This window comes from Microvirga flavescens, from assembly GCF_003290125.1.
Taxonomy (GTDB): domain Bacteria; phylum Pseudomonadota; class Alphaproteobacteria; order Rhizobiales; family Beijerinckiaceae; genus Microvirga; species Microvirga flavescens.
In genome coordinates, this window is record NZ_QMKH01000001.1 from 432,365 (window position 1) to 453,723 (window position 21,359).

At 63.9% G+C, this 21,359-nt stretch carries 25 protein-coding genes and 1 tRNA gene; 12 read left to right on the forward strand and 14 right to left on the reverse strand.

What is annotated here, in order from left to right:
- Positions 1-14: 14 nt before the first annotated feature.
- Positions 15-656, reverse strand: coding sequence for a LysE family translocator (locus DQW91_RS01835; RefSeq protein WP_112661862.1), 642 nt, complete (start codon positions 654-656; stop codon positions 15-17).
- Positions 657-790: 134 nt separating this feature from the next.
- Between DQW91_RS01835 and DQW91_RS01840 the strand changes: the two genes are divergently transcribed.
- Genes DQW91_RS01840 through DQW91_RS01850 form a run of 3 tightly spaced genes read left to right on the forward strand, consistent with a single transcriptional unit; the run spans position 791 to position 2,822 of the window.
- The gene (locus DQW91_RS01840; protein ID WP_425373354.1) at positions 791-1,393 is read left to right on the forward strand and encodes a LemA family protein; all 603 of its coding nucleotides are present in this window, start codon (positions 791-793) and stop codon (positions 1,391-1,393) included.
- Between the two features lie 11 nt (positions 1,394-1,404).
- Complete coding sequence (locus DQW91_RS01845; RefSeq protein WP_112661863.1) at positions 1,405-2,211, forward strand: TPM domain-containing protein; 807 nt, start codon at positions 1,405-1,407, stop codon at positions 2,209-2,211.
- Between the two features lie 2 nt (positions 2,212-2,213).
- Positions 2,214-2,822 carry a TPM domain-containing protein gene (locus DQW91_RS01850; protein WP_245410864.1) on the forward strand — a complete coding sequence of 203 codons (609 nt, stop codon included), beginning with the start codon at positions 2,214-2,216 and terminating at the stop codon, positions 2,820-2,822.
- Between the two features lie 34 nt (positions 2,823-2,856).
- Here DQW91_RS01850 and DQW91_RS01855 read toward each other — a convergent pair whose 3' ends face one another.
- From DQW91_RS01855 to DQW91_RS01890, 9 genes are all read right to left on the reverse strand, one after another.
- On the reverse strand, positions 2,857-3,594 hold the full coding sequence (locus DQW91_RS01855; protein WP_198411750.1) for a DUF1223 domain-containing protein: 738 nt from the start codon (positions 3,592-3,594) through the stop codon (positions 2,857-2,859).
- Positions 3,595-3,664: 70 nt separating this feature from the next.
- Positions 3,665-4,600, reverse strand: coding sequence for a lipid A biosynthesis lauroyl acyltransferase (locus tag DQW91_RS01860; protein WP_281023999.1), 936 nt, complete (start codon positions 4,598-4,600; stop codon positions 3,665-3,667).
- 12 nt (positions 4,601-4,612) lie between these two features.
- Positions 4,613-5,635 carry a zinc-binding dehydrogenase gene (locus DQW91_RS01865; protein ID WP_112661866.1) on the reverse strand — a complete coding sequence of 341 codons (1,023 nt, stop codon included), beginning with the start codon at positions 5,633-5,635 and terminating at the stop codon, positions 4,613-4,615.
- A 198-nt stretch (positions 5,636-5,833) separates the two neighbouring features.
- On the reverse strand, positions 5,834-6,400 hold the full coding sequence (locus DQW91_RS16475) for a DUF6680 family protein (protein ID WP_157961305.1): 567 nt from the start codon (positions 6,398-6,400) through the stop codon (positions 5,834-5,836).
- A gap of 76 nt (positions 6,401-6,476) precedes the next feature.
- The gene (locus tag DQW91_RS01870) at positions 6,477-7,223 is read right to left on the reverse strand and encodes an SDR family oxidoreductase (protein WP_112661867.1); all 747 of its coding nucleotides are present in this window, start codon (positions 7,221-7,223) and stop codon (positions 6,477-6,479) included.
- A 17-nt stretch (positions 7,224-7,240) separates the two neighbouring features.
- The gene (locus DQW91_RS01875; protein WP_112661868.1) at positions 7,241-8,515 is read right to left on the reverse strand and encodes a beta-ketoacyl-ACP synthase; all 1,275 of its coding nucleotides are present in this window, start codon (positions 8,513-8,515) and stop codon (positions 7,241-7,243) included.
- 11 nt (positions 8,516-8,526) lie between these two features.
- Positions 8,527-9,654, reverse strand: a complete 1,128-nt coding sequence (locus DQW91_RS01880) for a beta-ketoacyl-ACP synthase (RefSeq protein ID WP_112661869.1) — start codon at positions 9,652-9,654, stop codon at positions 8,527-8,529.
- Between the two features lie 3 nt (positions 9,655-9,657).
- Positions 9,658-10,116 carry a 3-hydroxyacyl-ACP dehydratase FabZ family protein gene (locus DQW91_RS01885; protein WP_112661870.1) on the reverse strand — a complete coding sequence of 153 codons (459 nt, stop codon included), beginning with the start codon at positions 10,114-10,116 and terminating at the stop codon, positions 9,658-9,660.
- 7 nt (positions 10,117-10,123) lie between these two features.
- Positions 10,124-10,402 (reverse strand): acyl carrier protein, encoded by a 279-nt coding sequence (locus DQW91_RS01890; protein WP_112661871.1) that lies wholly within the window; start codon positions 10,400-10,402, stop codon positions 10,124-10,126.
- A 347-nt stretch (positions 10,403-10,749) separates the two neighbouring features.
- Here DQW91_RS01890 and DQW91_RS01895 point away from each other — a divergent pair, with 347 nt between their 5' ends.
- Both DQW91_RS01895 and DQW91_RS01900 read left to right on the forward strand, forming a co-directional pair.
- Positions 10,750-11,736 (forward strand): calcium-binding protein, encoded by a 987-nt coding sequence (locus tag DQW91_RS01895; protein ID WP_198411751.1) that lies wholly within the window; start codon positions 10,750-10,752, stop codon positions 11,734-11,736.
- Positions 11,737-11,906: 170 nt separating this feature from the next.
- Positions 11,907-12,629 carry a fused DSP-PTPase phosphatase/NAD kinase-like protein gene (locus tag DQW91_RS01900; protein WP_112662413.1) on the forward strand — a complete coding sequence of 241 codons (723 nt, stop codon included), beginning with the start codon at positions 11,907-11,909 and terminating at the stop codon, positions 12,627-12,629.
- A gap of 114 nt (positions 12,630-12,743) precedes the next feature.
- On the opposite strand, the gene DQW91_RS01905 is transcribed toward DQW91_RS01900, so the two are convergent.
- Together DQW91_RS01905 and DQW91_RS01910 are read right to left on the reverse strand one after the other, a co-directional pair.
- On the reverse strand, positions 12,744-14,519 hold the full coding sequence (locus DQW91_RS01905; RefSeq protein ID WP_112661873.1) for an ABC transporter ATP-binding protein: 1,776 nt from the start codon (positions 14,517-14,519) through the stop codon (positions 12,744-12,746).
- 85 nt (positions 14,520-14,604) lie between these two features.
- Entirely contained in the window at positions 14,605-15,564 is a 960-nt protein-coding gene (locus tag DQW91_RS01910; protein WP_112661874.1) for a small ribosomal subunit Rsm22 family protein, read from the reverse strand.
- A 251-nt stretch (positions 15,565-15,815) separates the two neighbouring features.
- On the opposite strand from DQW91_RS01910, the gene DQW91_RS01915 reads away from it, so the two are divergent.
- Positions 15,816-16,733, forward strand: a complete 918-nt coding sequence (locus tag DQW91_RS01915) for a pirin family protein (RefSeq protein ID WP_112661875.1) — start codon at positions 15,816-15,818, stop codon at positions 16,731-16,733.
- Between the two features lie 23 nt (positions 16,734-16,756).
- Positions 16,757-17,152, forward strand: a complete 396-nt coding sequence (locus tag DQW91_RS01920) for an OsmC family protein (RefSeq protein ID WP_112661876.1) — start codon at positions 16,757-16,759, stop codon at positions 17,150-17,152.
- A 92-nt stretch (positions 17,153-17,244) separates the two neighbouring features.
- Here DQW91_RS01920 and DQW91_RS01925 read toward each other — a convergent pair.
- Positions 17,245-17,319: transfer RNA gene (locus DQW91_RS01925), tRNA-Gly, on the reverse strand.
- A 158-nt stretch (positions 17,320-17,477) separates the two neighbouring features.
- On the opposite strand from DQW91_RS01925, the gene DQW91_RS01930 reads away from it, so the two are divergent.
- The 5 genes from DQW91_RS01930 to DQW91_RS01950 all read left to right on the forward strand — a co-directional run bounded on the left by DQW91_RS01930 (position 17,478) and on the right by DQW91_RS01950 (position 20,417).
- A complete protein-coding gene (locus tag DQW91_RS01930) occupies positions 17,478-18,020 on the forward strand; it encodes a prolyl-tRNA synthetase associated domain-containing protein (protein WP_112661877.1) in 543 nt (180 codons plus the stop codon).
- Between the two features lie 50 nt (positions 18,021-18,070).
- Positions 18,071-18,988: a thioredoxin gene (gene trxA / locus DQW91_RS01935; RefSeq protein ID WP_112662414.1), complete on the forward strand. Its 918-nt coding sequence runs from the start codon at positions 18,071-18,073 to the stop codon at positions 18,986-18,988.
- A gap of 29 nt (positions 18,989-19,017) precedes the next feature.
- Positions 19,018-19,689 carry an LON peptidase substrate-binding domain-containing protein gene (locus DQW91_RS01940; RefSeq protein WP_112661878.1) on the forward strand — a complete coding sequence of 224 codons (672 nt, stop codon included), beginning with the start codon at positions 19,018-19,020 and terminating at the stop codon, positions 19,687-19,689.
- Between the two features lie 66 nt (positions 19,690-19,755).
- Entirely contained in the window at positions 19,756-19,962 is a 207-nt protein-coding gene (locus tag DQW91_RS01945; protein ID WP_112661879.1) for a Trm112 family protein, read from the forward strand.
- Positions 19,963-20,045: 83 nt separating this feature from the next.
- Positions 20,046-20,417 carry a 5-carboxymethyl-2-hydroxymuconate Delta-isomerase gene (locus DQW91_RS01950; protein ID WP_112661880.1) on the forward strand — a complete coding sequence of 124 codons (372 nt, stop codon included), beginning with the start codon at positions 20,046-20,048 and terminating at the stop codon, positions 20,415-20,417.
- A gap of 12 nt (positions 20,418-20,429) precedes the next feature.
- On the opposite strand, the gene DQW91_RS01955 is transcribed toward DQW91_RS01950, so the two are convergent.
- On the reverse strand, positions 20,430-21,323 hold the full coding sequence (locus DQW91_RS01955) for an HpcH/HpaI aldolase/citrate lyase family protein (protein ID WP_112661881.1): 894 nt from the start codon (positions 21,321-21,323) through the stop codon (positions 20,430-20,432).
- Positions 21,324-21,359: the final 36 nt, after the last annotated feature.

Consider the following 21,359-nt stretch of genomic DNA (forward strand, 5'->3'; position numbering starts at 1 on the left):
ATCCGGCGTGCCGTCTACCGCGCCGTCGCCGCCAGAATCTTCACGGCAAAGGCCGAGAAGAGGCCCGCGAAGGAATAATCGATAGCGCGCATCACCTTCGGGCGACGGCGCAACAGCGCGATCACCTTGTCCGCACCCAAAATCATTACCGCCGCCATCGGCGCGGTGAGCGCGATGAAGTAGAGCCCGAGGAAGACGAGCTTTTCCGAGGCGTTGGGATCGCCCGCCTGCACGAATTGCGGCAGGAAGGTCACGAAGAACAGCACGACCTTGGGATTCGTCAGGTTGATGCCGACGCCGATGAGGAAGGTTTTCCAGATCGAGACCTCGGTCTTGCTCTCGTCTTTCAGGTTGAGGGCCGAGCCGTGCCGCACCGCATCGAACGCGAGCCACAGCAGATAGAGCGCGCCGACGATCTTCAGCACCATGAACGCCGTGACCGAAGCGGCCAGAAGCGCCGACAGGCCGAGCGCGGCGAGAAGCGTATGCACGCAGCAGCCCGCCATCGCGCCAAGCATGGAGGCCATGCCCGCCTTGCGCCCACCCGCCATCGTCTTGGCGAGAAAGAGGCTCATATCCGGCCCCGGCGTGATGAACAAAACCGTGCAGGCGAGCGAATAGGTCAGAAGCGTCGTGAGATCGGGCAGGAAGGTCATGATTCATTCCGAGAGAAGCAAGCATTGCTTCCGTTGCAGGCATTCTACCCGATTTGCCGCTTGGCGAAATGGGATCGTTGCCCCATCTCTTGAGCGGCGCAATGCCACAGCAATGCGATGAGAGGACGATGACGATGCCGGAATTCTTTCCCCGACGATTGATTGCATCTCTCTTCGGGCTGGCGCTCGCCCTCACGCTGTCCGCATGCGGCATCAACAATGTGCCGACCTTCGAGGAGCATGCCAAATCCGCCTGGAGCGAGGTGCAGAACCAGTATCAGCGCCGCAGCGACCTCATTCCCAACCTCGTCGAAACCGTAAAGGGCTTCGCCCAGCAGGAGCGCGAGGTGCTGACCCAGGTCACGGAGGCCCGAGCCAAGGCGAGCCAGATCAGGGTCGATGCCTCCACCGTCACCGACCCGGAGAAGTTCAAGCAGTTTCAGGACGCGCAGAACCAGCTCTCCGGGGCCCTGAGCCGGCTGCTCGTGACCGTGGAGCGCTATCCGGACCTGAAGTCGAACGCCAACTTCCTCGCCCTGCAATCGCAGCTCGAGGGCACCGAGAACCGCATCGCGGTGGCGCGGCGCGACTACATCGAGGCGGTGAGGGTCTATAACACCGAGTTGCGGACCATTCCGGGACGCTGGATCGCCGCGATCCTCTATCCCAGCGCGAAGCCGATGGAGACCTTCGCCGCAACGCCCGGTGCTGCGCAGCCGCCGCAGGTGAAGTTCTGAGAGATGGCGGCATGAGGCACAGCCCGGTTTCTCTCCCCCTTGCGGGGAGGGTCAAGGTGGGAGTGTTGGCTCTCTGCCTTTTTCTCCTCTTCCTTCCCCTCGCCGCCATCGCCCAGGCTTTTCCGCCCCTCACGGGGCGCGTGGTCGATGCCGCCAATCTCCTCACACCCGACCAGCGCGCCGCCATTGCCGCAAAACTGAAAGCCCACGAGGACAAGACGAGCGACCAGCTCGTTGTCGCGACCGTGCCTTCCCTCGAAGGCTACGAGATCGAGGATTACGCGAACCGCCTGTTCCGCGCCTGGCAGCTCGGCCAGAAGAAAAACAACAACGGCGTTCTCCTCATCGTCGCGCCGAAGGAACGCAAGGTGCGCATCGAGGTCGGCTATGGCCTTGAAGGCGCGCTGACCGATGCGCTTTCCAAGGTCATCATCTCCACCGCCATCGCGCCGCGATTCCAGAAGGGCGATTTTTCCGGCGGCATCGATGCGGGGGCCGATGCAATCCTCTCGATCCTCACCGGGGATGCGGAGGAATGGCAGCGGCGGGCGCAGGTGCGCAGCGACGACACGAGCGACATCGAATCCATCGTGCCGTTCATCGTGTTCGTGATCCTGATGATCATCGTCATCCGCGCCATCAACCCCGGCGGCGGTCGCGGCATCCGGCGCGGGCGCGCGGGGCCGTGGATCATTCCGACCGGAGGCGGATGGTCCGGTGGTGGATGGTCTGGCGGTGGCTGGTCGGGCGGCGGCGGCGGAGGGTTTTCCGGAGGGGGCGGCTCGTCCGGTGGCGGCGGCGCGTCAGGGAGCTGGTAGGGATGATCTCGGCACAGGAGCAGGACAACCTCGCGCAGCTCGTCCACGACCTCGAGGCGCATACCGCCGGCGAGATCGTCATCGTCATCACTGATCGGGCGGCGGGATACCGCGCGATTCCACTGATCTGGGCTTTGCTATTGGCCCTTGTCACGCCCTGGCCGCTGATCTGGCTTACAGGTCTCAGCGCCTCGCGCATCTTTCTGATTCAGCTTGGCGTCGCCATTCTCACGAGCGCCGTTCTCTCGCTTGCCGGTTTGCGGCTCGCGCTGGTGCCGCGCGCGGTCAAGCACGCCCGCGCCCATGAAGCCGCGCATCGGGAGTTCAAGAGCCGGGGGCTGATGCACACGCGCGAGCGCACGGGCGTCCTGATCTATGTCTCCGCCGCCGAGCATTTCGCGGAAATCATCGCGGATATCGGCATTGCCGCGCGCATCGATCAGAATGTCTGGAACGACATCGTCCACGATCTCGTCACCGCCATCGGCGCGGGGCATGTAGCCGAAGGGCTCGCCCGCGCCGCGCGACGCGTCGGCGCCATTCTCGCCGAACACGCGCCGCCGCGCATCGACGAGACGAATGAGTTGCCGAACAGGGTGATCGTGATCTGAAGATCCGCGCTCGCGGATCGAAGGCTCTCAGCTGTTACAGGCCTTCGCTCTTGGCCGCACCGAGAATGATGCTCGGGCGCGTATCGTCGATAGCCTGCAGCAGCACCACGTAGCCGTCGCCGCCTTCCCTTGCGCGGGCGGCGGGAATTTCGAACCGCGCCTTCTCGCCGGTCCAGGGACCGAGCTTGCGAATATCGCGGACCACATTGGCATAGCTCATGGCACGGCCCCGGTTCTCGCCCCGAACGACCTGCACAGTCTGCGAGCGGGTGACCGGCAGAAGCCAGACCTCTGCCTGACGCGGGCTTGCGCCCGCCGCCGCCTCGCCGATCTCGATGGTGACGATGCCGTTCTTCTCGCTGGTCGAGACATCGACCGCGAGCGTACCGAAGCGGCTGGTGGCGGCCTGGATCGAACGCTCGATCTGCGCCCGGTCCGAGCCGACGCAGGACTTGACCCCGTTCACCACCATTTGCGGCGTGAAGACCTGCCGGTCGCTGCGCGAGAGCGCATAGGCCTTCTGGCGCGCGGTGAAGGCGGGCTGGGCCAGGGTGTCCTTCCAGCCGAGATAATCCCAGTAATCGACCGGGAACGAGAGGGCGATCATCTCCGGCTGCTGCGCGAGATCCGCAAGAACCGCATCCGCCGGCGGGCAGGAGGCACAGCCCTGGCTCGTGAACAATTCCACCACCGCGCGCGGCGTTTCAGCCACGGCCGACTGGGCGAGCGCGGCGAGGCCGAGGGCGAGGAGAACTTTCAAACGGAGTGCCATGCCGCCATGGAACACGAAATTCGTTTAAAGAAAACTCACGTTACCTTGAGCGCGACCGAAACAGGCGACGTCAGGCGCCCGGACGCGGAGCCGGAACGCGCCAGCGGCGGTGCATCCACAGCCATTGCTCGGGATGTTCCCTGACCCAGGATTCGACCACCGAGGTCATGGCCTGCATCGCCCCCTCGACATTGATCTGCCCATCCGGATCGCGCGGGAGATCGAGCGGCGGGGTCAGCTGCAGGCGAAAGCGGTGGCCCGGCAGGCGGATCACGCGCACTCCATGCACGGGGCAATCGAACCGGCGTGCAAACTTGCCAAGGATCGGGTTCACCATCGCCGGGCGGCCCATGAAACTGACCTGGACGCCCCGGGTGAAGTGCTGGTCGATGAGCATGCCGAGATGGCTGCCCTTCTCCAGTGCTCCCTGCATGGCGAAGGCCGCGCCCTGGCGCGCCGCCTCCAGCCCGCCCATCGTGCCGGAGCGGATCTCATGCAGCACCCGCGCCACCGCCGGATCGTTGGGCGCGCGGAACACCGCCGTCGCATCGAGCCCGAAGCGCGCCGCGCAGATGGCGGGCAGTTCCCAGTTGGCGAGATGGGCGGAAAAGAAAATGCCGGGCTTGCCGTCGTCACGAAGTTCGACGAACCGGTCGATGCCGTCGACCTCGATCCGCCCCGGAACGGTGGCGTCCGGATCGAAATCGAACAGATCCGCGAGATGCGGATATTCCGCGCCGACGCGCCCGAGATTGTCCCACGCGCTCAAGGCGAGGGCGCGGACGTCCTTCTCCGGCATCTCGGGATAGACCGCGCGGATATTGGCGAGCGCCGTGCGGTGCGCGGGCAGAAGCGGGCCGATGGTGCGCGCGAGCGCAGCGCCGAACGCCGCCGAGCGCTCGGGCCCGATGAACCGCGCGAAGCCGAACACGGCGCGCACGATCCCCACCATCACCGTTTCAGCAAAGCGCGAGAGAAGACTGCGCGAACGCTTGTGAGGAGGCACCGGCGGCAGCCCTTAGAACGTCACGACGATCTTGCCGAAGGCCTTGCGGCTTTCAAGCCGCTCGAGGCCCTTCTGGAAATCATCGAGCGTGAACACCGAGTCGATCACGGGGGTCATGCCGCCCGCCATCTTCTCCAGCGACTCGCTGATGTTGCGCATGTTGCAGCCGAACGAACCGAAGATCCGGTATTGCTGCTGGAAGAGCTGCATCAGGTTCATGGTCGTCGAGATGCCGGAGGTCGAGCCGCAGGTGACGAGCCGTCCGCCGCGCTTCAGGCACAGAAGCGAGCCGTTCCAGGTGTCGACGCCCACATGCTCGAACACCACGTCGACGCCCTTGCGCTTGGTGAGGCGACGCACCTCGCCCTCAAAGCGCTCCGTGCGGTAGTTGATGACGTGATCCGCGCCGAGGGCCTTTGCCTTTTCGCCCTTCTCGTCGTCGCCCACGGTGGTGAAGACCTCGCAGCCGATGGCCTTCGCCATCTTGATCGCCGCCGTACCGATGCCCGAACCGCCCGCATGGACGAGGATCGACTCGCCGGGCTCCAGCTTCGCGTTGTCGAACAACATGTGCTGCACCGTACCGAAGCCGATTGGCGCGCAGGCCGCATCCTCGAAGGAGACGCTTGAAGGCACCGGGATCACCAGCCGCTCGGGTCGATTGATCAATTCACGCGCGAAGCCGTCGATGTGGAAGCCCATGATCCCTGCGACGTTCTCGCAGAGATTGTCGCGGCCCTCGCGGCAGGCCTTGCAATGGCCGCAGGTCTCCGCGCCATACATGGTGACCTTATCGCCGACCTTGAACTTGGTGACGCCGGAGCCGACCGCCGCGATCTCGCCGGAGGCCTCCACGCCCACCGCCTGCGGCATCTTGCGCTTGGCGAACGCCATGCCGCGGAAGCCCCAGACATCGAGATAATTCAGCGCCAGCGCCTTGACGCGCACCTGCACCTCACCCGCGCCGGGAGGCGGGGGCGGATCGATCTCGGTGATGCGAAGGTCACGGTCGCCGAAGAGCTGAAGGGAACGCATGGGTCAAATCCTATTTCGGCGTCATCCCCGGACCTGTTCCGGGGATCCGCGTCTTTAGCGAGAGCAAGACGTGGATGGCCGGGACGAGCCCGGCCATGACGGAAAAGCTGTTTGCGCGGAATTAAAGGGCGAAAAGCCGGATGACAAGCGGCGGCTACAATATCGATCACGTAGAAAACTCGAATAAAGAGATTCTACTTAAGCTGCAGAATCACCAAAATTAGGAGCAGTATTTGCCACAGGTGATAACATTGATTGCTCTAATCTCTGTTTGGCTGCAGCCCGCTCAAGGTTTTTGATATAATTCTCTTCAGCAAGAGCTGTTGGATAATATGTCCTAGAGAAATCGTCTCGCTTTAGAGAAGCGGACAATCCTAATGCTGCTGCCATTGTACGAAGCAATTCCCGGATTTTATCCTCTACTAGAGGCCACGGTATAGAGTTAGTTTGGCCGAATGCATGATAAAGATCGGCCCAAGCCTCTCTTACATCTTTGCAATCGTCAAAAACAGCGTCGATAGAATTGAGAGCTTGCACTGCTAATGGGGAAGCAATTGTGGCGCGTTCCTGCATAAGCGTGAAGAATACTAGAAGTCGCGTCCGGCGGCGCTCTTCCTCTCGGGAGTTTGCACTCCGCATTTTTTCAGAGACCTCTGCGGCAATGACCGGGGCTCGATACGTGGCTACTGCAGCCAAAGCTGTGGCGACAACGCTAAGAATAGAAGTAACTAAGGTTCCATATTCTTGAAGAAATTGTTCCAACATGTGAGCCGCTCGACGTCATCCTGTTCATGATCGCCTAGCCATGTTATATAGGAAAACCGTCCGATAAAAGCCATTATCACCGATGCACGCCGATCATCGAGGTCAGCCCGCCGTCGATGGGGAGCACCGTGCCGGTCATGTAGGCGGCGGGTTCGCTCATCAGGAAGACGGCAAGGCCGGCGATCTCCTCGGGTTTCGCGAAGCGGCCCGCCGGGATCTGCTTTTCCATGTTCTCGCGATAGGCGGCGTAAGGGGCCATCATGTCCGTGTCGATGAAGCCCGGCGCGATGACGTTGACCGTCACGCCGCGCTTGGCGGTCTCGATGGCAAGCGTCCGGCAATAGGAGATCAGCGCGCCCTTCGAGGCCGCATAGGCCGCATTGCCGGGATTGCCCTGCAGCGCCGCGACCGAGCCGATGGCGACGATGCGGCCCGCCTTGGCGCGGATCATGCCGCGCATGAGGGATTTGGCGATGCGCGTCAGCGACCAGAAATTCACCTGCATCGCGGCTTCCGCCTTGTCCTGCTGCATCACGGCGGCGAGCGCGTCGTAGGGCTGGCCGGCATTGTGCACGAAGCCGAAGAAGGCCTCGCCCTCAAGGCTTTCGCAGAACGCTTCGAGCGCCGCCTTGTCGGCAAGGTCGAGGCTATGCGCGGCGACCTTGCGGCCGGGATGCGCGGCCATGAGGTCAGCGGCCAGCGCCGTCGCGGCATCGCCCGACGAGCGATAGGTGAAATCCACATCGTGGCCGGCCGCGACCAGCGCGCGCACGATGGCCGCGCCCACGCCCTTGCCGCCGCCTGTGACGAGAATACGGGTCATTGATTACCGCTTTGAGTTCACCTCGGCTCTGCGCCGAGGACGAGGCAGGTGTTCTGGCCGCCGAACCCGAAGGAGTTCGACAAAACGAGGTCGATCTTCGCGTCGCGCGCCACGTTGGGCACCACGTCGAGCGGGATCGCAGGGTCGGGGATGGTGTAGTTGATCGTCGGCGGAATGCGGCCGTTGGCGATGGTGAGTAGCGACATCACCGCTTCCACCGAGCCCGCCGCCGTCAGCGTGTGGCCGATCATCGACTTGTTGGAGGAGATCGGAAGCTGCGACATGCGCTCGCCGAACACGGCGGTGCAGCTCTGGGCTTCCATCTTGTCGTTTTCCGGCGTCGATGTGCCGTGCGCGTTGATGTAGTCGATCTCATCGGGAGAAACGCCCGCATCCTCGAGCGCATCGCGGATCGCGGCGATCCCCGGCGCGCCGTCCGGGCTCGAACGGGTGCGGTGGAAACCGTCGCCTTTTTCGCCGCAGCCGAGCACGTAGCCGAGAATTTTCGCGCCGCGCGCCATCGCCGCTTCCGCGTCTTCGAGAACGAGCGCCGCGCCGCCCTCGCCCATGACGAAGCCGTCGCGGTTCTTCGAGAAGGGCTTGGATGCCGCTTCCGGCACGTCGTTCTGCGTCGAGAGCGCGGAGAGAAGCGAGAAGCGCACCAGCGATTCCGGGTTCACCGAGCCGTCGGTGCCGATGCACAGGGCCGCCTTCGTCTCGCCGCGACGGATCGCCTCGACGCCGAGCTGGATCGCGGTCGCGCCGGATGAGCAGGCGGTCGAGAGCGAGATCGGCGAATGCTTGGTGCCGAAGCTGTCGGCGACGCGGTCGGCGACCGTGCCGAAGATGAAGAGATCGTGCCAGGCCTTGAACTTGCCCGTGGAGGCGGCCTTCAGAAGGTCGGCATAGGTCACGTCGCCGTTCTGGCCGGAGGCTTCGGCGAGCGCCTGGCGCTGCGGCCATTCCATTTCGACCGGCGGCACCGCGATGAAGAGCGGGCCCGGAAAGTCGCCACGCTTGAGGCCCGATTGCCCCACCGCCTCCTCGGCAGCGAGCATGGCGAGACGCTCGGAGAGCATCGGCGCGCAGAAGGGTTCGACGGAAACGGTGTCGATGGTGCCCGCGATCGTCGTGCGCAAGCCTTCGGTCGGGAAACGCGTGATGCGGTGAATGCCGGACTTGCCCGCCGTCAGCGCGGCCCAGGTGTCATCCTTGCCTTGACCGATGGAGGTGACGACGCCCATGCCGGTGACGGCAACGAGGGGGCGGCCTTTTTTGTCGCGAAGCGCCATTGCCGTTCTCCTCAAGAAGCTTTCATCAGGCGGATGGCGCCTTCACCGCGCCAATGGCCGACGGATGTGACGAGCGCCTCTTGCGCCTCGCCCTTGGCGATCAGGGCGGCGGCGAGCGCCACGCCTGTCGGCGCCTGCGCCTCGACCGTGTGGCCGACAAGATCCGCCGTGGCATGGAGCTTGGCGTTCGGCGCGATGTCACGCAACGCGCTCTGTTCTTCTTCCGTGATGCCCTTCACGCCGGTCGCGCCGGAGAGCAACACGTCGGGCTTCGCGCCGAGCTGCGTCGCAGCCTCGCGCAGGGCCTTCGCCACGCTGCCGGACTCACGGCGGCTGCGCTCGGAGGAAATGCCGGCAATCGCCGCAAGCGGCTTCACGCCGCGCTTGTCGGCATGTTCGCGGGATTCGAGCACGAGGAAGCAACCGCCCGAGCCGAGGATCATGCCGCCGCCTTGCGCGGGTCGATCCCACACGGAGGCGAAAGGCTTCTTCCAGAGGAAGCCGCCCATCTCGTAGATCAAAAGCGCGTCGGGGCGCTCCGCATTGTAGGAGCCGCCGACGAGAAAGATGTCGTTCTGGCCAGACGCGATGCGCGCCTGCGCGATGCGAAGCGCATCGACGCCGCTCGATTCCTCGCCCATGAAGGTGCGGGAGGCTCCCGTGACGCCGTGGACGATGGAAATGTTGCCCGCGAGCAGGTTCGACAATTGCGCCAGAAACAGGGTCGGGCGCAAATCGCTCATCAGGCGTTCGTTGAGATAGACGCCGGGATTTGCGGCGCTGCGCAGACCGGTGAGGATCTGGCCGTCCACCGCATAATCGCGCTCGCCGCCGCCTGCCGCGACGACAAGGTGCATGGCGCTCTTGAGCGCGGCATCCTCTTTCGCCTGGGCGGCATCGAGGGCAAGGCCCGCGGAATAGCAGCCGAGCTTCTGCCACGGCTCCATCTGGCGCTGGTCGGATTTCTTGGCGATCTGCGTGTCGTAGTTCGGAACCGTGACCGGATGAACCGGATAGGGCGCGAAGCTCGTAAGATCCGTGCGGGGCGTCGCGCCGCCTTGCAGGGCGGCCACATGAGCCTCGACCCCTTCCCCCACCGAGGAGACGAGACCGATGCCCGTCACGACGACTTCACGCATGCCTCAAGCCTCCGTCAACAAACCGATCCGCCGCGCCTGGGCGCGCATCTGACCGTCGAGATCCGCCGGGAAGGGCATGATGCGGAAGCGCAGCTCCGCATCGCAGATCGGCTTGCCCTCGACCGCGATCTTCGCCTTCGTCACCGCATAGCCCGAACCTTCATGTTCGAGCGTCGCGGTGATCGACAGAACCGTTCCAGGCCCGACGAAGGTGCGGAACCGCGCCTTGTCGACCGCCATGAGGAACGGCATGTGGGTGAAATCCATCAGGCCCAGGATCAGGTAGCCCGAGGCCTGTGCCATCGTTTCCGTCAACAGAACGCCCGGCACCAGTGGATGCCCGGGGAAATGCCCCTCGAAGACGGGGCTTTCCATCGGCACCGTGGACTGCGCCTCGATCCGCCTGGCGTCGCGGTCCAGAACCACGACGCGGTCGATCATCTCGAAATATTCGAGGCGCATGGCGGTCTTACGCCTTGGCGGCGATGAGGGCGTCGATGCGGGCGACGAGGTTCTTCAAGACGAAGTACTCCTCGGCCGGAGCCTTGCCCTCGTTGACTTCCTGCGTCCACTGCTCGAGCGGCAGCTTGATGCCGAAAGCCTTGTCGATCGCGAATGCGATGTCGAGGAAGGCGAGCGAGTCGATGCCGAGATCGTCGATCGCGTGGCTCTCCGGCGTGATCTGCTCGCGCGGGATGTCCGCGGTTTCGGAAATGATGCCGGCGACGGTGTCGAAGGTTGACGACATATTGTCGCTCTCCTGAATTCTTGTTCTCGGACGGAACGGTCCGGGGCCAGACACACAAAGAGGCGGCCCCCTTCCGCCCGGAAGGGTTTTGTCGAAAGGCACCCCTTACACGACAGGCCGCAGGGCGGCAACCGACCCATTCGAAGTTCCTGATTTTCTGCGCCTTCCTACACGTTTGGATGGCGCGCTCGGTTTCTGGATGGGTCATATGTGGTTTCGTGACCTTCCCCACAGGAACAAGGTTGCATGCCGAAAAGTAATGCTGTAGCAAAAAATAAGCCGCCGCCAAGATTTTCAAGATCTGACGTCGGCACGTTAAATTGTAAAACGCTAGTGCGATGAGCGTCATGAGCAATAATGACGGGGTGGACGAGAATTTTCTCACCTTTTTCGGTGAGCCAGACGTCAACCTCTTTTATTCAAGTGGGGGCGAGGCCGTCGACATGATGTCGACGGCCATCGCGCCGCCACCAATGCTTCCTCAGATCTTTCCGCTGCGTCCGGCCATGCCCGATTCCTGGGGACGCGCCTCGGCTTCCGGCTTCAACACATGGTTCGGAACGGAGGGCGCGGACGCCCCGGGCGGCACCGCCGGCAAGGACGCCCGTTACGGCGGGCTGGGCGACGACACCCTTCAGGGGCTCGAAGGCAGCGACGCCCTTTTCGGCGAGGCCGGCAATGACAGTCTCTCCGGCGGCAAGGGCAACGATTCCCTCAACGGCGGCGCGGGGGACGACCTTCTGAACGGCGGCACTGGAACCGACACGGCCTATTTCTGGGGCAGCGCCGCCATCAAGGCGAACCTGAACAGGACCGGCCCGCAGCAGACCGGCCAGGGGCTGGACACGTTCGTCTCCATCGAGAATCTCGCGGGCGGCGAAGGGCGCGACACCTTCATCGGCAACGCGCAGAACAATGTCCTGATCGGCAATGGCGGCAACGACAGTCTCAGCGGCTGCGGCGGCAACGACGTGCTCGTCGGCGGCCTCGGCAACGACCGGCTGAAGGGCGGAACGGGAACGGATTCGTTCGTGTTCAACAAAAAGCCCAGCTCTACGGCCAATTGCGACACAATTGTCGACTTCACTCCCGGCGAGGACGCGATTCATCTCGCGCGGTCGATCTTCACGAAGATCGACAAGGGAGTGCTTGGCGAAACGGCCTTCTTCATCGGAGCGCGGGCTCACGATGCGGATGACCGGATCATTTATGACGATCTCACCGGCGCACTTTCTTACGATCCGGATGGGACAGGGGCTGCGGCGGCGGTGAAGTTCGCCGTTCTTTCGAAGTCTCTGCTTTTGACTCACGAAAGTTTTCTTATCTACGCATAATGAAAATGTTCATCGCAGGCCGTTGGGTCTGCCCTTTCATTTCACGCGGTCCAGCCATGCTGGGCCGCGTTCTTTATTCTCCCTCGCAAACCATCCCATGAGCCCCGACATTGCCCTTCATGGCCTCGCCTGCTAAGGGCGGCCCTGTCGTCAGCGATTACGAGCCCCTTTTGATCAACCGCTTTCTGAAACCTGAAACCCGCTATGCCCGGCGCATGGCCCGCATCGCCCGGTGGGACCGCCCCATCGAGAGCGGCGGGGGACGCCTGCGTGCCTGGGCCAACATGCTGCTGGTCGATCACGGCGTGTTCCGGCTCGCGTACCTCAACAAGCATCAGGTGACGGCCAAGCTCTGGCGCTCGGCGCAGCCCGCGCCCTATCAGATCGCGCGCCTGAAGGAGGCGGGGGTCCGCACCATCGTCAACCTTCGCGGCGGACGCGAGCACGGCTCGTGGCAATTGCAGAAGGAGACCTGCGACCGGCTCGGCATTCAACTGACCGAGTTCATCGTGCGCTCGCGCGGCGCGCCGGATCGCGAAACCCTCCTGTCGGCGAAGGACTTCTTCGATTCCCTCGCCTATCCGGTCATCCTGCACTGCAAGTCCGGCGCGGACCGCGCCGGTTTCGTCGCGGCGCTCTATCTCATCGTTCACGAGAACAAGTCCGTGGACGAGGCCTTGCGGCAATTGTCCCTGCGCTACGGTCATTTCCGTTTTTCGAAGACCGGCATTCTCGACGCGTTCTTCGAGCGCTACCGCACCGAGGGCGAGGCCAAGGGCATTCCGTTCCTCACCTGGGTCGAAACGGTCTATGATCCGGAGGCGCTGGAGCAGGACTTCAAGCCGGGCTTCTGGTCGAACATTCTCGTCGACCGGCTGATGCGGCGCGAATAGCCTCTTCCTGTCTAGAGCATGATCAGAACAAGTGGAAACCGGTTGTTCGCCCGGATCATGCGGCAATAAAGGAAACGAGAGGCTGATCGTGTTTCAAAGAGGCACGATCAGCCTCTAAGCCGCCGGTTCGACGTCCTGCGAGAGCTGCAGGCGGTTGAGCCGCGCATAGATCCCCGTTTCGGCCATGAGATCCTCATGCGAGCCGATTTCGGCGATGCGCCCTTCCTCCATGACGACGATGCGCTCGGCATCGCGGACGGTGGAAAGACGATGCGCGATGACAAGAGTCGTGCGCCCACGCATCAGGACCTTGATCGCCTCCTGCACCAGACGCTCGGATTCCGAATCGAGCGCGCTCGTCGCTTCATCGAGCAGCAGGATCGGCGCGTTTTTCAGGAAGGCGCGCGCAAGCGACACGCGTTGGCGCTCACCACCGGAGAGACGCCCGCCTCCCGTGCCGACGATGGTGTCGTAGCCTTCCGGCAGCTTCACGATGAAATCGTGCGCCGCGGCGGCCTTGGCAGCGGCGACGATATCCTCCTCGGACGCATCCGGGCGGCCGAAGGCGATGTTGGCGCGAACCGTGTCGTCAAACAGGACCACGTCCTGGCTGACGACGGCGATGTTGGCGCGCAAGGAGCGCAGCGTCACGTCGCGCACGTCCTGCCCGTCGATGAGAACCGCGCCGCCCGTTACATCGAAGAGACGCGGCACGAGGGAGAGCAGCGTGGACTTACCCGAGCCCGAGCGACCGACGAGCGCCGTCGTCGTGCCCGCACGGGCGACAAGGTCGACACCGCGAAGAGCGGTCGCATCGTCCCGATAGCGGAACACGACATCCGCGAAGCGAACCTCGCCGCCTTTCATGACGAGCGGCTTCGCGCCCGGCTTGTCGGTGATCTGCGGCGCATCATCCATCACCGCGAAAGTGCGCTGCAGGGAGGCCGCTGCCTCCTGCACGATGGCATGCAGGTTGCCGAGCGCGCGGATGGGCTGCGCCGCCATGATGAGCGCGGAGACGAAGCTCAAGAAATCCCCCACCGTGCTGCCGCCGGAGGTGATGCGCCAGCCGAGGATGATGAACACCACGGCGACCGCGAAGCCGCCGCCCGCTTCGAGCAGCGGATCGAGACGCCCGCGCGCGTTCGCGGCCTTCATCTTGAGCTTGCGGATCTCATCGAAGGTCCGCGCCGCCTTGTCCTTGAGGTAGCCCTCGAGCGCGTAGGTCTTGGCGACGCGCGTGCCGGCGAGGCTCTCGGTGATGTGGCTCGCCATCTGGCCCGTCTGCTCCTGCGTGGAGAGGGCGAAGCGGCGCAGCTTCTTGCTGATCTTGCCGATGGGATGCGCGATGAACGGCACCGTGACGGCAGCGGCGATGGTGAGCACGGGATCAATCCACAGCATCGCGCCGATCAGCGCGATAATGGTGGTGACTTCGCGCAGGAAAACGGTCGAAAGGCGCGTCAGCGCCTCCTTGATGAAGAGAAAATCCGTGGTGAAGCGCTGGGTCAGCGCGGCGGGGCTCTCCCGCGAGATCTGCGCGAGATCGGCATCGATGAGATGGCCGTAAAGCGCCGTCTGCATGTCGGCTTCGATCTGTGTCACGACCTTGTTGGTGAGCACGGTGAGCGCGAGCAGGGAAAAGCCCTTCACGGACGTGACGGCAATGACGAAGAGCGGCGCGAGGCGGATCGCGGTTTCATCCTTTGCCGTGAAGGCGTCGAAGGCCATCTTGATGAGCACCGGGTAAAGCCCGGTCGCCGCCGCGACGAGGGCGACAAAGAGCAGCACCAGAAAGAGCGTCTTCGCGTGCGGACGCATCCAGTCCCGCCAAAGACGGCCAAGAAGCGGAAGCGTGTCGCCGCGAAAAAGAGGTTTCCTGCCGGCCATCGTCGTCAAAACTCTCGTATGGGCTCTCATGCCCTTGAAAGCAGTGGCGTTACCACGAGGGCGCACCTTGCCGCAAACCGGCCGCTTAAAGAGCCTCGCCCCAATCGGCGCGCCTTGCCGCCTTGAAGGCCGCCCCGTCGCGCTTGGTGTAAAGGCGTTCCTCTGCCGCGCCTTTCTCAAGGCACAGCTTCAAGCGCACCTGGCCACTCCCGGCCCTCGGAGGTGCGATGACGCGGGCGGAGAGGTGCGCTGCCGGATGTCGCGAGGCGGCGATGTAGATGAACTTCTCGTCTTCCCACGGCACCTCCGCGCCCTTCGCCTGCCGGTGCAGGCGAGAACGCGCCACGCGGCGGGAGAAATGGCACCAGTCGGGCGCGACGAGGGGGCAGGCCAAGGCGTGGGGACAGGGCGCGATGAGATGCGCGCCTGAGGCGATGAGCCGCGCGCGGGCGGCAAGGACCCGCTCCCACCCGGCGGGTGTTCCCGGCTCCACGATGAGAAGCGTGTCTCCGGTCAGGGCCCAGAGACGGTCGATGAGGGGCCCGCGCGCCTGCGGGTCCAGTTCGTCGAGCACATAAGCGAGCGTCACGAGATCGCGGGGGGCAAAGTCGGGCAAGTTTCCCGCAACGTCGCCCTCCCGCCATTCGACACTCAGGGCGAGCGCAGCGGCGAGCCGTTCGCCCCAGGCGCGAATCGCGGCGCTACCTTCGATCAGGAGAGCGTTTTGCAAATGCGGCCAGCATTCGGCGGCAGCCCATAGAGCTGAGCCGGGGCCGGCTCCGAGATCGAGAAGGGACGCAGGTGCAAAATCAGGCCGCCCTTCAGCCACCGCCTCCATCGCAGCGCGGATCGCCGCGTAAGTCGCGGGCAGGCGCGTCGCGAGATAAGCCCGCGCGGCAAGATCGTCGGAGAGATGGAACCGCCCGTCCCGCACTTCGGCCCGATAGCGGGCCGACAACGCCCCCGCCGCCCGGCTGAGATCGGCAAGCGGCGTTCCGGCGAGCGCATCGTCCACGCCCTGACGCAGAAGCGGCGGCAATTCCATGTGCGATCCGTGCCTTCTCGGGGTTGATCCGCCAGCGTCCGGCGGACCGGCAAGGCCTCTATCATATGCAGGGCCGAGGCCCCACAATGAAATACTCCAAAAAAGGGCCCTCGCCTTTGCAAACCGGCTGCTGATGCTCATCTGGAATCAGCAGCTTGTCCTGCAAAGGCCGTTTTCCCGAATGCGCCTTGCGGGGCGGGTGAAATGCCTATTCTCTCTCGCGAACAAAAAGCGGAATAAGGAGATGTGCGATGAGTTGGCTTCCCACCGAAGACCCGATCCTCGGCGACCGCAAATCCTGCGACGCGCTGGAGCTTGTGGTGGTGCCACGCGTGCGCGACCTCGGCGATGGCTTTTCCGTGCGCCGCGCGCTGCCGCACGGCAAGCGCCAGATGGTCGGGCCCTTCATCTTCTTCGATCATTTCGGCCCGGTGCAATTCATTGAAGGCCACGGCATGGACGTGCGCCCGCACCCGCATATCGGGCTTGCCACGGTGACCTATCTCTTTGACGGGCGCATCACTCACCGCGACAGCAACGGCAATATTCAGGACATCGCGCCGGGCGCCATGAACCTGATGACCGCGGGACGCGGCATCGCTCACTCCGAACGCTCACCGGAAGCCGAACGCCATGGCGGGCACATGCTCGGCCTGCAAAGCTGGATCGCCCTGCCGGCCGACAGGGAGGAGATCGCCCCCTCCTTCCAGCATTTTTCCGCCGAGAGCCTGCCGGTCGTTGAAGATAAAGGCGTCACGGCCCGTGTAATCGCGGGCTCGTCCTTCGGCGTCAAAGCCCCGGTCGAGATGGTCTCGGACTGGTTCTACGTGGAAGTGTCCCTCGCCGCGGGCCTGAGCGCGCCTCTCGATGCTGACTACGAAGAGCGCGCGATCTACGTGGTCGAGGGCGAGGTGGAAATCGCGGGCGAGCGTTTCGAGGGCCCGCGCCTGCTGATCTTCCGTCCCGGCGACCGCATCACCGTGCGCGCGGTGAAACCGACACGCATGATGTTCCTCGGTGGGACGGCGCTGGAAGGCCCGCGCCACATCTGGTGGAATTTCGTGTCGTCGCGAAAGGAGCGCATCGAGCAAGCGAAGGAGGACTGGAAGACAGGCCGCTTCGCCCATGTGCCCCATGAGACCGAATTCATCCCGCTTCCAGAAGCCTGATCCGCCTCCAGCAAGGAAACCGCATGGCCACCGTCCATCTCGTCAGCACGGCCGGATACGCGACCGAAATCCGCGCCCGTACGCACCATCTCACCGCCGACGAGGCGCAAAGCCTCGGCGGCACGGATACGGGGCCCTCTCCTTACGAATTGCTGCTCTCGGGCCTTGCCGCCTGCACCGCGATCACCCTGCGGATGTATGCCGACCGCAAGGGCTGGGATTTAGGCCAGATCGCCGTCGACACCCGCTTCGCGCGCGACGAGGCCGGCAACGAGAGCATCACGAGAGAGGTGACTTTGAGCGAGGCCCTGGACCCGGACCGGCAAAGCCGCCTCCTCGAAATCGCCGAGAAGACGCCCGTGACGAAAACCCTGAAACGCAGCACACCGATCACGACGGTGCTGCGGGTCGTGGCGTGACAGTCTGGCTATTGAAGGGGCATAGCAAGTCGCGAAACAAAAAACGGCCCGAAGGCCGTTTTTGTGATCGCTGCCAATTTTGTTGAGAAAATTGGAGCGGGCGAAGGGATTCGAACCCTCGACCCCAACCTTGGCAAGGTTGTGCTCTACCCCTGAGCTACACCCGCGCTCCGCGGCGCGCTGCGCCGTTGCGAGGCCGCTCATGTGCCCCAAAACGATTCACATTGCAAGAGGGTCCGTTTCGAATTTTCCGAGATTTACGAAACGACCGCTTGAGGGCAGGAAACGAGATCTTTAGAAGCCAAAGCGCCAAGGGAGACGCCGAATGGGAGTTCCGGCCTTGCCGCACCTCACGCCGAAGCAGTTGCTGGACAAGCTCGCCGCGCTTGGAATCCCTTCCGAGACGGTGGAGCATGAACCCGTCTTCACGGTGGCCGAATCGGCCCCGGTCAAGGCACGCATTCCCGGCGCCCATTCCAAGAACCTCTTCGTGAAAGACAAGAAGGGCCGCCTGTTCCTGATCACCGCCGAGCACGCCACCGCCATCGACCTGAAGCGGACCCACGAGGCGCTCGGCGCTTCGGGCCGCCTCTCCTTCGGCTCGGCCGATCAGCTGCGCGAGGTTTTGGGAGTCGAACCCGGTTCGGTGACCCCTTTTGCCGTCGCCAACGACGTCGAGGGCCGGGTCACCATGATTCTCGACGCCAACCTCATGGAGCACAAGCGGGTGAACTTTCACCCCCTGGTGAATTCCATGACGACGGGCATATCCCGCGAGGATCTCGTCAAGTTCCTGCGCGCCACGGGGCATGAGCCGATCATCCTGCGCCTGCCCGAGCCGGCGGTGGAATTGCCAAACGCGCCTTAAAATCCCATTTGAGGGATGAAACCGATTTCTCCGACCTTTCGAGGGACGACATGCTCGCCGACACCGCACCCGGAACGCTCCCGAACGGTAACCCCGCCGACGATCTCATCAAGGACACCACCACGGCGGACTTTCGCCAGGACGTCCTGACCGAATCGCTGAAGCAGCCGGTCCTGGTCGATTTCTGGGCCCCCTGGTGCGGCCCGTGTAAGCAGCTCACCCCCGTTCTGGAAAAGGCGGTGCGCGCCGCCGGCGGCAAGGTGAAGCTCGTGAAGATGAATATCGACGAGCATCCGCAGATCGCGGGGCAGCTCGGCGTGCAATCCATTCCCGCCGTGTTCGCCTTCCAGCGCGGCCAGCCGGTGGACGGCTTCATGGGCGCGCTGCCCGAGGGCCAGATCAAGGGCTTCATCGAGCGCCTCGTTGGCCCCATCGGCCCGAGCGCCATCGATGAGCTTTTGCAGGAGGCCGACAGCGCCGTGGCGGACGGCGATGCCGCCGGAGCCGCCGAGCTTTATGCGGCGGTGCTCGCGCAGGAGCCCGACAATGTCGCCGCTCTCGCGGCCCTCGTGAAGCTGCACGTTTCCCTGAATGACCTCGAAGGCGCGAAGCGCTTTCTGAGCATGGCCCCCGAGGCCAAGGCCAATGATCCGGCGATTGCCGGCGCGCGCGCAGCCATCGAGCTCGCCGAGCAGGCGGAATCCCTCGGCGACGTCGCTGAGTTGTCGCGACGCGTCGAGGCCAACCCGCTCGACCACCAGGCCCGCTTCGATCTGGCGCTCGCGCTCAATGCACGCGGGCGGCAGGAAGAAGCCGTCGATCAGCTTCTTGAAATCGTCCGCCGCGACCGCAATTGGAACGAAGACGGTGCGCGCAAGCAACTCGTCCAGTTCTTCGAGGCCTGGGGCCCCACGGACGAGATGACGGTTGCCGGACGGCGGCGGTTGTCCTCGCTTCTGTTTGCCTGACGCCGATTATCCAGCCAGGAGCGTCCGGCATGGGCCTGAACGTGGTGTATCGTTGTCCGCAGGATTGCCCGGCGACCATTCCCGTCTTCCCGCTCACCGGCGCCCTGCTTCTGCCGCGTGGCCAAATGCCGCTCAACATCTTCGAGCCTCGCTATCTGGCGATGGTCGATGAAGCTTTGCGGGGAGACCGCCTGATCGGCATGGTGCAGCCCGATCCGGACCGCGCCGGCCCGGCGGCGACGCCCCGGCTCTTCAACATCGGCTGCGCGGGACGGATCACGCAATTCGCGGAAACCGGTGACGGGCGCTATCTCATCACGCTTGTCGGCGTCGCGCGTTTTCACATCGAGGAAGAGCTTCTGACGACGACGCCTTTCCGGCAATGCCAGGTCGATTTCGAACCCTTCGCCAGCGACTTCATCGCCCGGGCCGGCGAAACTGAGGTGGACCGCGCCGGTGTCGTGAGAGCCTTGCGCGATTTCGTCGAAGCCGCCGACGTACGCGTGGACTGGAAAGGCATCGAGGAAGCGCCGAACGAGGCGCTCGTCAACGCGCTGTGCATGATGAGCCCGTTCGGCCCGCGCGAGAAGCAGGCGCTGCTCGAAGCGCCCGACCTCAAAACGCGCGCGGAAGTTCTGATCGCCCTCACCGAAATCGAGCTTGCCCGTGGCGGCAGCGGTTCCGATACGACCCTTCAATAGAGCATGATCAGAACAAGCGGGAACCCGGTTTCTCGCCTTAGATCTTGCGGAATCCAGGAAACGGCCATGACCAACGAAACAGCCCTGCCCGTTGAGGCGACCCGCGTCGATCCCAAGCTCCTCGAACTTCTGGTCTGCCCACTGACGAAAGCTTCCCTCGACTACGATGCGCAGAAGCAGGAACTCATCAGCCGTCAGGCCAAGCTCGCCTACCCGATCCGCGACGGCATTCCGATCATGCTGCCGGAAGAAGCGCGGCCGCTGACGGAATAAGAGCGCGAAGCCGGTACTCGAATCTGGAACCCTGCGTTTCCGGGTCACGCCATCGACGAGCTTTCACGAGAAAATCGAAACGCATGCCGCATCTGAAGTTGGAATACACAAAGAACCTGCGCGGTTTTGATGAAGAGGCAGCTTTGCTGCAGTTGAACAAGGCGCTTGCTGGCTCCGGACATTTTGATGAGATCGACATCAAAAGCCGTGCGGTCGCGTTGGACCACTTCGTCATCGGCACGGCACCCAACAAAAGAGCTTTCGTTCATGCAAAGCTCTCACTCATGAGCGGCAGGACTCCCGATATAAAAAAGTCTCTGTCCATGATGCTGCTCGAGGAGCTCAAGAGCATATACCCGAGCTCACCGGACACTCACATCCAGCTCTGCGTCGAGATCCTTGAGATCAACCGCGAGATTTATGCGAAAGCGGTCGTTCAACCAACGCTGCCTTGAGTCGTTTTCGCCTTACTCGAAATTCGCTGCGCTCGCGGAAATCGCCTCCGCCAGCGCCAATGTCCGCCGCGCCATGTCCGCGTGGAGCCGCTCGACCATGCGGCCTTCGATGGCGATGGCGCCCTTGTTCGCGTTTTCGGGGCGCTCGAACGCCTGCGCGATGATTTTTGCGCGCGCGATCTCTTCGGAGCTGGGTGCGAAGATTTCGTTCGCGATGGCGATCTGGTTCGGGTGGATCAGCGTCTTGCCGTCGAAGCCGAGATCGCGGCCCTGTTCGCATTCGGCTTTGAATCCGCTTTCGTCTGCAAGATCGTTGTAGACGCCGTCGATGACGTCGAGATCGTAGGCGCGGGCGGCGGCGAGGGTCGTCATCAGCCAGGGCAGCATCGGCGCACGGCCGGGGACGAGCCGCGCGCGCGTCTCTTTCGCCAGATCGTTCGTGCCGAGCACGAAGCATTCAAGCCGCGTATCCGCGTCGAGCGCGGTGCTGGCGATGTCCGCAACGTTCAGGATGGCGAGCGGCGTCTCGATCATCGCCCAGAGCGTCGTCGTCTCCGACAGGCCGAGCCGCCGCAGGCGAAGGCCGATGGCGGCAATCGCCTCCGCGGACGACACCTTGGGCACGAGGATCGCATCCGGCGCGGCCTTCGCCACCGCCCCGAGATCGGCCTCGCCCCAGGGCGTATCGATGGCGTTGATGCGCACGACCCGCTCGCGCGGGCCGAACCCACCCGCCTCCAGCGCTGCGATAACCTGGGCGCGTGCCGTTTCCTTCGCCTCAGGCGCGACGGCGTCCTCCAGATCGAAGATCAGCGTGTCGGTGGGCAGCGTCCGCGCCTTTTCGAGCGCGCGGGCATTGGAGCCCGGCATGTAAAGAACGCTACGGCGGGGGCGGATTTCGGCCATGCTGTTTCTCGCTGCTCTGATTTGACAATTAATAAG

What these genes read in the sequence shown, in the direction of transcription:
- DQW91_RS16475 (WP_157961305.1), bottom strand. Translation starts at nt 6,400, where the DNA reads ATGTTGGAACAATTTCTTCAAGAATATGGAACCTTAGTTACTTCTATT.
- DQW91_RS01865 (WP_112661866.1), bottom strand. Translation starts at nt 5,635, where the DNA reads ATGCGTTCCCTTCAGCTCTTCGGCGACCGTGACCTTCGCATCACCGAG.
- DQW91_RS01880 (WP_112661869.1), bottom strand. Translation starts at nt 9,654, where the DNA reads ATGCGTGAAGTCGTCGTGACGGGCATCGGTCTCGTCTCCTCGGTGGGG.
- DQW91_RS01885 (WP_112661870.1), bottom strand. Translation starts at nt 10,116, where the DNA reads ATGCGCCTCGAATATTTCGAGATGATCGACCGCGTCGTGGTTCTGGAC.
- DQW91_RS01840 (WP_425373354.1), top strand. Translation starts at nt 791, where the DNA reads ATGCCGGAATTCTTTCCCCGACGATTGATTGCATCTCTCTTCGGGCTG.
- DQW91_RS01910 (WP_112661874.1), bottom strand. Translation starts at nt 15,564, where the DNA reads ATGGAATTGCCGCCGCTTCTGCGTCAGGGCGTGGACGATGCGCTCGCC.
- DQW91_RS01870 (WP_112661867.1), bottom strand. Translation starts at nt 7,223, where the DNA reads ATGACCCGTATTCTCGTCACAGGCGGCGGCAAGGGCGTGGGCGCGGCC.
- DQW91_RS01930 (WP_112661877.1), top strand. Translation starts at nt 17,478, where the DNA reads ATGGGAGTTCCGGCCTTGCCGCACCTCACGCCGAAGCAGTTGCTGGAC.
- trxA (WP_112662414.1), top strand. Translation starts at nt 18,071, where the DNA reads ATGCTCGCCGACACCGCACCCGGAACGCTCCCGAACGGTAACCCCGCC.
- DQW91_RS01890 (WP_112661871.1), bottom strand. Translation starts at nt 10,402, where the DNA reads ATGTCGTCAACCTTCGACACCGTCGCCGGCATCATTTCCGAAACCGCG.
- DQW91_RS01875 (WP_112661868.1), bottom strand. Translation starts at nt 8,515, where the DNA reads ATGGCGCTTCGCGACAAAAAAGGCCGCCCCCTCGTTGCCGTCACCGGC.
- DQW91_RS01835 (WP_112661862.1), bottom strand. Translation starts at nt 656, where the DNA reads ATGACCTTCCTGCCCGATCTCACGACGCTTCTGACCTATTCGCTCGCC.
- DQW91_RS01940 (WP_112661878.1), top strand. Translation starts at nt 19,018, where the DNA reads ATGGGCCTGAACGTGGTGTATCGTTGTCCGCAGGATTGCCCGGCGACC.
- DQW91_RS01955 (WP_112661881.1), bottom strand. Translation starts at nt 21,323, where the DNA reads ATGGCCGAAATCCGCCCCCGCCGTAGCGTTCTTTACATGCCGGGCTCC.
- DQW91_RS01915 (WP_112661875.1), top strand. Translation starts at nt 15,816, where the DNA reads ATGAGTTGGCTTCCCACCGAAGACCCGATCCTCGGCGACCGCAAATCC.
- DQW91_RS01850 (WP_245410864.1), top strand. Translation starts at nt 2,214, where the DNA reads ATGATCTCGGCACAGGAGCAGGACAACCTCGCGCAGCTCGTCCACGAC.
- DQW91_RS01950 (WP_112661880.1), top strand. Translation starts at nt 20,046, where the DNA reads ATGCCGCATCTGAAGTTGGAATACACAAAGAACCTGCGCGGTTTTGAT.
- DQW91_RS01905 (WP_112661873.1), bottom strand. Translation starts at nt 14,519, where the DNA reads ATGGCCGGCAGGAAACCTCTTTTTCGCGGCGACACGCTTCCGCTTCTT.
- DQW91_RS01945 (WP_112661879.1), top strand. Translation starts at nt 19,756, where the DNA reads ATGACCAACGAAACAGCCCTGCCCGTTGAGGCGACCCGCGTCGATCCC.
- DQW91_RS01920 (WP_112661876.1), top strand. Translation starts at nt 16,757, where the DNA reads ATGGCCACCGTCCATCTCGTCAGCACGGCCGGATACGCGACCGAAATC.
- DQW91_RS01845 (WP_112661863.1), top strand. Translation starts at nt 1,405, where the DNA reads ATGAGGCACAGCCCGGTTTCTCTCCCCCTTGCGGGGAGGGTCAAGGTG.
- DQW91_RS01855 (WP_198411750.1), bottom strand. Translation starts at nt 3,594, where the DNA reads ATGGCACTCCGTTTGAAAGTTCTCCTCGCCCTCGGCCTCGCCGCGCTC.
- DQW91_RS01895 (WP_198411751.1), top strand. Translation starts at nt 10,750, where the DNA reads ATGAGCAATAATGACGGGGTGGACGAGAATTTTCTCACCTTTTTCGGT.